9 protein-coding genes are annotated in these 7,238 nt (G+C 38.2%); 2 read left to right on the plus strand and 7 right to left on the minus strand.

Annotated features, from left to right (window positions below):
• The first annotated feature begins 458 nt into the window (after nt 1-458).
• Together BGC07_RS02175 and BGC07_RS02180 are read left to right on the plus strand one after the other, a co-directional pair.
• Nucleotides 459-734: a hypothetical protein gene (locus BGC07_RS02175; protein WP_069311783.1), complete on the plus strand. Its 276-nt coding sequence runs from the start codon at nt 459-461 to the stop codon at nt 732-734.
• Between the two features lie 122 nt (nt 735-856).
• Nucleotides 857-1,597 (plus strand): substrate-binding periplasmic protein, encoded by a 741-nt coding sequence (locus tag BGC07_RS02180; protein WP_069311784.1) that lies wholly within the window; start codon nt 857-859, stop codon nt 1,595-1,597.
• Nucleotides 1,598-1,736: 139 nt separating this feature from the next.
• On the opposite strand, the gene BGC07_RS02185 is transcribed toward BGC07_RS02180, so the two are convergent.
• From BGC07_RS02185 to BGC07_RS02215, 7 genes are all read right to left on the minus strand, one after another.
• The gene (locus tag BGC07_RS02185) at nt 1,737-2,615 is read right to left on the minus strand and encodes a RasGEF domain-containing protein (RefSeq protein ID WP_069311785.1); all 879 of its coding nucleotides are present in this window, start codon (nt 2,613-2,615) and stop codon (nt 1,737-1,739) included.
• A gap of 198 nt (nt 2,616-2,813) precedes the next feature.
• On the minus strand, nt 2,814-4,082 hold the full coding sequence (mnmC, locus tag BGC07_RS02190; RefSeq protein WP_069311786.1) for an FAD-dependent 5-carboxymethylaminomethyl-2-thiouridine(34) oxidoreductase MnmC: 1,269 nt from the start codon (nt 4,080-4,082) through the stop codon (nt 2,814-2,816).
• The gene (gene mnmD, locus BGC07_RS02195) at nt 4,079-4,777 is read right to left on the minus strand and encodes a tRNA (5-methylaminomethyl-2-thiouridine)(34)-methyltransferase MnmD (RefSeq protein ID WP_069311787.1); all 699 of its coding nucleotides are present in this window, start codon (nt 4,775-4,777) and stop codon (nt 4,079-4,081) included. Before mnmD ends, mnmC begins: the two co-directional genes overlap by 4 nt.
• A 392-nt stretch (nt 4,778-5,169) precedes the next feature.
• Entirely contained in the window at nt 5,170-5,529 is a 360-nt protein-coding gene (locus tag BGC07_RS02200; RefSeq protein WP_069311788.1) for a hypothetical protein, read from the minus strand.
• Between the two features lie 28 nt (nt 5,530-5,557).
• Entirely contained in the window at nt 5,558-5,956 is a 399-nt protein-coding gene (locus tag BGC07_RS02205; RefSeq protein WP_069311789.1) for a hypothetical protein, read from the minus strand.
• A gap of 490 nt (nt 5,957-6,446) precedes the next feature.
• Nucleotides 6,447-6,812, minus strand: coding sequence for a hypothetical protein (locus BGC07_RS02210; protein WP_069311790.1), 366 nt, complete (start codon nt 6,810-6,812; stop codon nt 6,447-6,449).
• A gap of 118 nt (nt 6,813-6,930) precedes the next feature.
• Nucleotides 6,931-7,238 (minus strand): transposase (locus BGC07_RS02215; protein ID WP_158006839.1); only part of this gene is annotated, 308 nt, incomplete at its 5' end.

Below are 7,238 nucleotides of genomic sequence, written 5' to 3' on the forward strand. Positions count from 1 at the left end.
AAACGCCGTTGAATAACGCTTGTATTGCTTTTTATCTTTCATAAACACCTCGTTTGAGAATCATATTTATCTCATTGCGAAGTGTCCAGTTTTATTAGGCCAGAATAGTTTTCAGCCCCCAGAGCATCATGACCAAGACGTTTCACCGCTTCAATTCAGAAGCAAGAATACAAAGCACTTTACTTCTCAAGGGCGAAGCACTACTTTCTGATGCCTAAATTCTAGTTTTAAAATGTTTTAGATCCTACAGTGTTTCTACTGCCGGGGAGGGTTACCATGATTCACACCATAATCCATAACGATAGCCATGAGTGCTGCAACTTTTTACCAAAAGTCACTCTTTACTTCAAACAATAAATTTCGTCAGACTGATAGAACCTAATTTTAAGAACCTAACAAATAATAATATTGTTTATTTTTCTGTCTTACATATACTCTATACAGGCGAGGAGGTTATTATGTTGTACACCTGGGAAACCCAAGAAAGCCATGATGGAAACACACAAGTTATTATCACATCTCCTTTAGTAAATGATAAAGCCTGGCGTCTACATGGGACGCTCAATGGTATCCAAGCAGAATACTACAACCCCAAAGCAGCTAATTTTTCAGCACTTACTCTAACTCAGCAATTTCTGGAACGTAATGGTATCAAACAATTAAAAGCTGAACAAATTCAACAATGTGCGAGTCTTGCCCACAAGCAAATACTCAACCTGGCAAGAAAAAAGTGATAAGAGCTCTTACAATTCTAAACATTTTACCCTCATAAACAATAAATTTTAACTATACTGTAAGCCATCGTGTAATAGACTTCTGCTCCTCAAGTGTGTACAGCCTTTTAAGGAGAAGTAAAATGTTAAAAATCACAACGTTGCTCTTTACTCTGTTAATTAGCAGCGCACTCTACGCTCAAACAGTAAAACTAACAACACTCAATTGGCCTCCTTATACGGAGAAGTCACTGAAAGATCTAGGATTTACCAGCCTCATTGTCACTAAAGCGTTTGAGCAAGCAGGTTACCAGGTCGATATAAAAATATTTCCATGGAAACGAGCAGTCAAGCAGGGAACAACTGCAGGCAGCCAATTTAGTGGCGTGTTTCCAGAATATACCGATGGTTGCAAGGCTCACCAAGGTCTCGAGTCAAACCTAATCGGCCGAGGGCCCCTTGCATTTATTGAAAAATCAGGAGCAAATATTCAGTGGAATAGTTTAAGTGATTTAAGCCAATTAAAAATTGGTACAGTGCTTGGCTACGCAAACACGCCTGAATTTGACAAAATGGCCGCTGAGAAAAAACTTAAAGTCAAAGCTGCAAAAGATGATTTGATCAATCTGAAAAAAGTACTCAAGGGCCGCATTAACCTTGCAGTTATTGACGAAAATGTCTTTCGTTATTTACAGGCTCAACACCCTGAATTTAAAAGCTTAAAGGTGAACAGTAAGCTATTGTCAGAAGGAATTGGCTTGCATATTTGCTTTAGAAACGATCCAAAAGGCAAAACACTATTAAAAGCCTTTAACCAAGGGTTGGAAAAAATTAATATTCAAGAAATTACTGATAATTATTTAAAAGCCTTACTAAAAAACTAACACTCACAAAAATCAGGTTTAGTATAAGCTAAACCTGATTTTAAAAGATATTACAATTGAATTAATTTAGCCAACAACCAGATTAAAGCAAAATTAACTAAGATAAAACTATCTGTTTCTAGTATATCTCAATAATTCTTTAATGGAACAGCCCTGAGCCCAAATCAACAGCATGTTTTCTTCGAGCATGCCTGTGGAATAAACCACTTTCTTGTTTAAATTGAGGCTCTACGGAAAACCTGGGGATAGAGACTTTAGTATATCCATTTGTACTTTTATGTTTAACAGGCTTGAGTATCCTTGATCGTTTCCGAAAGTACTCTTTCTCATGACTCCCAGATATACTCAGCCAACGAATATCGATTTTGTGTCCCACTCTTTCAACGGCTAGTGAGCGAGCTTGGTTTTGATAGCGTATAAGCGTGTTCACTGTATTCTTTTCGTGATCTGTTGATAAATCTTTTAAATGCTCGATATCTTTTGCTAGTAAAGATAACGGCCCAAAATCGCCTGGATGTTGTTTTAAGTGACGTCTTAATTGACGATAGTTGCCATTAGGGTCATGGCGTTGAGCTAGCTCTGTCATGGTTTCTCGTGTTCTTTGTGGCAACAACTGATAACTATCCTTCTTGGCATTAAATATACGATCAACTTGTATATCTATTAGAGCGTTATAGATTGTGCTTTCTACATCAAGATTACCCCGTTTACCGGCGTAAATAGCAACGTCAACCCAAAAAGAGTAAATTTTTGCTGCCGCCTGTAAATTTGGGGCTGATAAAATATCCTCCCAAACTCTATAAGCAGTTTTGTTAGAAACTGCAGCAAGATGCTGTCTAGCTGTTTTCTTATCGAAAAAAATATCAAACTCACTCAGTTGATTTACTGTGGCTCTACTTGCCATACCTAAATGATTTGCATGGCGTTTAACTTGGTGACGGTATGTCTTCGCATCCCGCTGGGAAAACTTACTTTTCTTCGTTAAAAATTGAATAAATTTATTATGAAATTGTTTCAATATTCCGTCCTTATTGTAATATTCACCCCCTGTCTGACTTTCATACTATACGATTGTTTATCATACTGCAAATAGGATAATAACCTCACTTTTAACAGATGGATAAAAACTTTTAATAAGAACCGTGGATAGACTAATCTCATGATTAAACTCTCATCACATCGACTAAATCTTCTTCCTCAAGTTTCAGCCCGTGAATCAGAGCCCTTTTTTAAGCTGCCGGATTAAAAACCGCCCAGGATGTAAATGTTCTCGTAAGCGTTTAGAAATTTCCAATGAGTGGACACTCATCTCATATGCAAGCAGTTCTGCTGCAAACGGCGCTGAAACCATGCCACGTGAACCATGAGCAATATTCATAAACAGGCCCGGCAAATATTGGGCTGCTGGATAACGTGACTCACGCCGATCCTGAATCAAGCGCGAGTAATGCTGTCGATAAAACCCAACATCAGGAACAGGACCAATCACTGGCAAATAATCCGTTGCAATGCAACGCAATGCTGCTCGATCTTGAGAAATATCTTCCTGTTCATTTTCATTAATACTAAAATTTGGCAATACATTTTTTAGCTGCTGTATATTTTGCTGTCGATCTTCAACAAAGCACTCGGCATACTCAGCATCAACAAAGGTTGCACCTAAATAGTTTTTCCCTTCAATCATTGGCGTTAAATAGCCATCGTAGCACACTGGCATTTTCAGTGATGAAACAGATTCATTACTTTCCAATGCCGAGACCTGCCCACGCACAGTGCGCAATGATAAAGGCAAGGGCATTGGAAATTTAGCGAGTAACTTCGCTGCATCTGCGGCATTCGCAAGAACGACATTAGGTGCTGAGGCAATGCGTTGATTATTGTGATCATAAAGCTGCCAAGCGTCATTTTCATAACTTAAATACTCGACATGACGACTGAATAAGCACTTTATTGACTTTTTGCAAGCTTCTATATGCGCTTTTACATAAAGCACTGGAGACAACCAAGCGGCATCCTTAAAATAAACACCTGAACAAGAGAAATCTAAGCCAGCAAGTCGAGCGATTTTTTCTTTATCGACAAACTCTAACAGGGCACTAATATTCTTTAATTCTAACCAGTTTTTTTGACGTTTTTGCTGGCGCTTGTTAAAAGCGAGTTGAATGATTCCTGTTTGCGAAAAGTTAAAATCGTAGGATCTAGCCAATTTTTTCGCATGTCCCAAGCTATAGAGATAAGCCTGAACGAAGTATTCTGCGAACGAACTTTGGTCTGTTGCTAACGCAGGCATCATCAAACCTGCCGAATTTCCAGACGCTTGCTGCCCAGCTTGCTGCCCTTTTTCAACGAGTGTCACCTCAAAACCCTGTTTCGCTAATGCCCAACTTGTACTAACGCCAGCAATACCCGCACCAATCACAATCACCTGGCGTGATGGCGGCACTGCGGCTAATCGGTTCCAAGGTGCATAGTTATTTTCTGTCATGCTTTTTTAAAGCCCCGCATCATCTCACGCTTTCCTGCAAATCCAGGCCCTTTCTCAACGATAAACCCAGCCTTTATTAAAGCGTTACGCACAAAGCTCGCTGCCGTAAAGGTCGCAAAGCTCCCTCCCTTTACAGTTAGGTTTCTCATAACAGTAAATAATGAATCTGACCACATTTCAGGATTTTTGCTCGGCGCAAAGCCATCCAGAAACCATGCATCAACCGGCTGAGTTAACTGCAATAAGTAATCATTAATATCACCAATATATAAAATTAAGTTTACCTGACCATCATCAAAATTAAGCTTATTTTCACCAGGCACTAAGTTTTTATAACAAAAAAGCAAATTTTGACTATATCTGGCTAAGCTTGGCCACTTTTCCAGCGCATATTTTAAATCATCAAACCTTAATGGATATTTCTCGACGGAGACAAAGTTTAACTGCTTTTTTTCTTGAACACCTATCATTTCACGCCATAGCTGCCAGACTAATAAAAAGTTTAACCCAGTCCCAAACCCTGTCTCTGCAATAATAAAAGAGTCATCACAAAGCGCCCAGCGCGAAGCCAAATCACTTTGCTCAACAAACACCCTCTGGCTTTCTTTAAGGCCAGATACTGATGAATAATAAATATCATCAAACTGCTTTGATAATGGGTCACCTTGTCGCCATGTCAACGCTGCATACTTCATTCGTTTTACTAAAGCCCAGAGGTTATTGCTATTGTTATCATGCTCATGATTCTAGCACGCAAATAGCTTGACTCTCATAAAATTAAGTACTATTTCGGTTTTGCTCATTTGAGCGCCCATGCAAACAACAATTATTTTATAGTCTGGATTAACTGGCGCTTCTAAAATGTCAATCACATGAGGGATTACCGCACAGTCAAGCTTACTAAAACTGCATTATCTGCAGGCAGCTCACTCTCTTGATTCGTCCACTCAGCCAAGGCTCTATTCAGCGCTGGTTTGATTGTCTCCATGACCTCCGACATCAGGCAGATTTTCTTGTTTTTGAAAAGTTCGCACATTCAAATCGTGCAATGTTCCCCTCCGCATAAAGACCAAACGATATCCTGTAATTAGTCGGGACTACAGCTCCATCCTTGACTAAGGTAAGTGGCCCCTACAGCAAAAAATAACATGGCTGATGTCTGAATAGGCTTATCTATGACTAGGTCAAGCATTTCAATAGAAATTTCTTTAACTGATTCAGGTATGTAATGTTTAAAGGTGTCAATACTCCAATCTACAAACGATACTTCATCATATTTCAACTCTTTTCTGGTTTCTGATGCCCTAATTAAATCTGTTGTTAAGCCATTCACAGATGCCATTTTGTGAGTCATATTACTTGTTAATGTATTTGGCGCTAATAGTTTTGCTTCATAATAGCAAACTGCAACATTTCTATGTGTGTATCCTATTTGCCTTAAAAACAAATAAGCCCGTTTTTTGGCAATAACATCATCACCACAAAAAAAACAACTTTATTCGACAAGCGCTGTCACTGGGTAATCCATCTGCTTTTAATCTAGAAACTAGCAGTTTAATGCTCATTGCGCAGACATTCGTTTCTTCTGGGTTCTCATTACTATTGGCAATTAAATTAACAGAGCCATTAATTCCATGTGCTAATACATAGATAACGTCGCTGCTATCAACTGCTTGCAAAGGAAGGGACTCTTCCCCATGACATACTATCTTCATGTCGTTCTTATTTTTTATCTTTTCATGTGAATGTTTCCACGTCATAGCAGATAAAAGTAAATCTTCATTTATGCCGTCTTCATCGTCACCTTGCATAGACTTAAAAAATTCTGCTGTAACAACTTCTTTTCCTTTAAAAGGAATATATAAAAATTTCATCAACAGCCTGTGTAATAATTTAAATAGCTCGCTATTGTAAACCCCTTTTAAAACACAAACCACCTCTAAAATTCTAGATAAAACTTTGTTCGGAGTCTCGCAAGTGTCTTAAAGGTTAGCTTTTTGGTGGTGAGAAAGAAGAGCAAAAAAGGGTGAGAAAACCCCACCCACAATCGTAGCTATAGCAAGAGCTAACAAGTTCGGTGTACCTGAGCGCAATATTCCAGCGTATCCTTTTATGCAGCAAGCTCTTAAAGCTCATGGCTTTTATAAGCGGTCCATTGCAATTCGTTTAGGGCGCGATACATGAAACACAAACCTTTGACAGTCAATTGGTCGCTATCGGCGAAAAGATATCCAGCGATATAAAAGTTACTATTACTCATGGTAATTTTTCAACCAATACACCCAGCACGATTGCTAAAAAACTTCAGATAAGCCGTTTATTGATCTTGATAATATGAGGACTAATGTCTCGTATGAAGTTGAATTATAAATCCAACACCTTATCATATATTGCTTTTCTTTCTTCTGTTGTTTTTTGAAAGAACAAAGTTGAATCCATACTTGTATAAACGGTTGAACCAACTTGCTGGTCTTTTATCTCTACGCCATTATCATGCAAGAAAGAGATAAAAGAGTGTTTGTGATAACCCGTTTCTTTTATACATTCTTGTACACCCTTATCTGTATATGTCCACCCCATATTTTCATCTTCCAAAGTCTTTAAAGCACTTAACTCTTTATCAAAATTATGTTTCCGATGAAGAGGGTTATACCAACTTGGTTTATTTTCTTCAAGCCAGCTTGTTGCTTGTCTAATTGAATTGGATATCTTTGCATTATTAAATGGCATTTTGTTTACTTCTCATTGATTTATTTGTTTATCATGTTATCAGATTAACAATAAACTTACAATAAAATAACATGTAAAGATTGATTTACATTATAAACACAAGTTTCGCACTTTTAGGCTAAGCTGTTAAAATCGCTCTCATCGATCGGCTAATACCGCTTTTAATGACTTCCCAGTCCTGTTGATAAAAACTGATTTTTTCATTCACTTTACGCAGGTATTTATCAATCCACGTTGAAATCGCTAAACCAATGTGATTTCTTTGTGCCCGGCCAGTGCGAGCCTGACAACACTCAATACCACACGTTTGCTTCAATTCGCGATGATAGACTTCTATAGACCAACGTGCCTTAATGATATTTTCTACTTGATCACGAGAAGGAGACTCAATATTTGTGCCGATATAATCCGTGCGGCCGCTCTTTA

It is taken from the genome of Piscirickettsia litoralis (assembly GCF_001720395.1).
Taxonomy (GTDB): domain Bacteria; phylum Pseudomonadota; class Gammaproteobacteria; order Piscirickettsiales; family Piscirickettsiaceae; genus Piscirickettsia; species Piscirickettsia litoralis.

What these genes read in the sequence shown, in the direction of transcription:
- BGC07_RS02175 (WP_069311783.1), top strand. Translation starts at nt 459, where the DNA reads ATGTTGTACACCTGGGAAACCCAAGAAAGCCATGATGGAAACACACAA.
- BGC07_RS02180 (WP_069311784.1), top strand. Translation starts at nt 857, where the DNA reads ATGTTAAAAATCACAACGTTGCTCTTTACTCTGTTAATTAGCAGCGCA.
- mnmC (WP_069311786.1), bottom strand. Translation starts at nt 4,082, where the DNA reads ATGACAGAAAATAACTATGCACCTTGGAACCGATTAGCCGCAGTGCCG.
- mnmD (WP_069311787.1), bottom strand. Translation starts at nt 4,777, where the DNA reads ATGAAGTATGCAGCGTTGACATGGCGACAAGGTGACCCATTATCAAAG.
- BGC07_RS02205 (WP_069311789.1), bottom strand. Translation starts at nt 5,956, where the DNA reads ATGAAATTTTTATATATTCCTTTTAAAGGAAAAGAAGTTGTTACAGCA.
- BGC07_RS02210 (WP_069311790.1), bottom strand. Translation starts at nt 6,812, where the DNA reads ATGCCATTTAATAATGCAAAGATATCCAATTCAATTAGACAAGCAACA.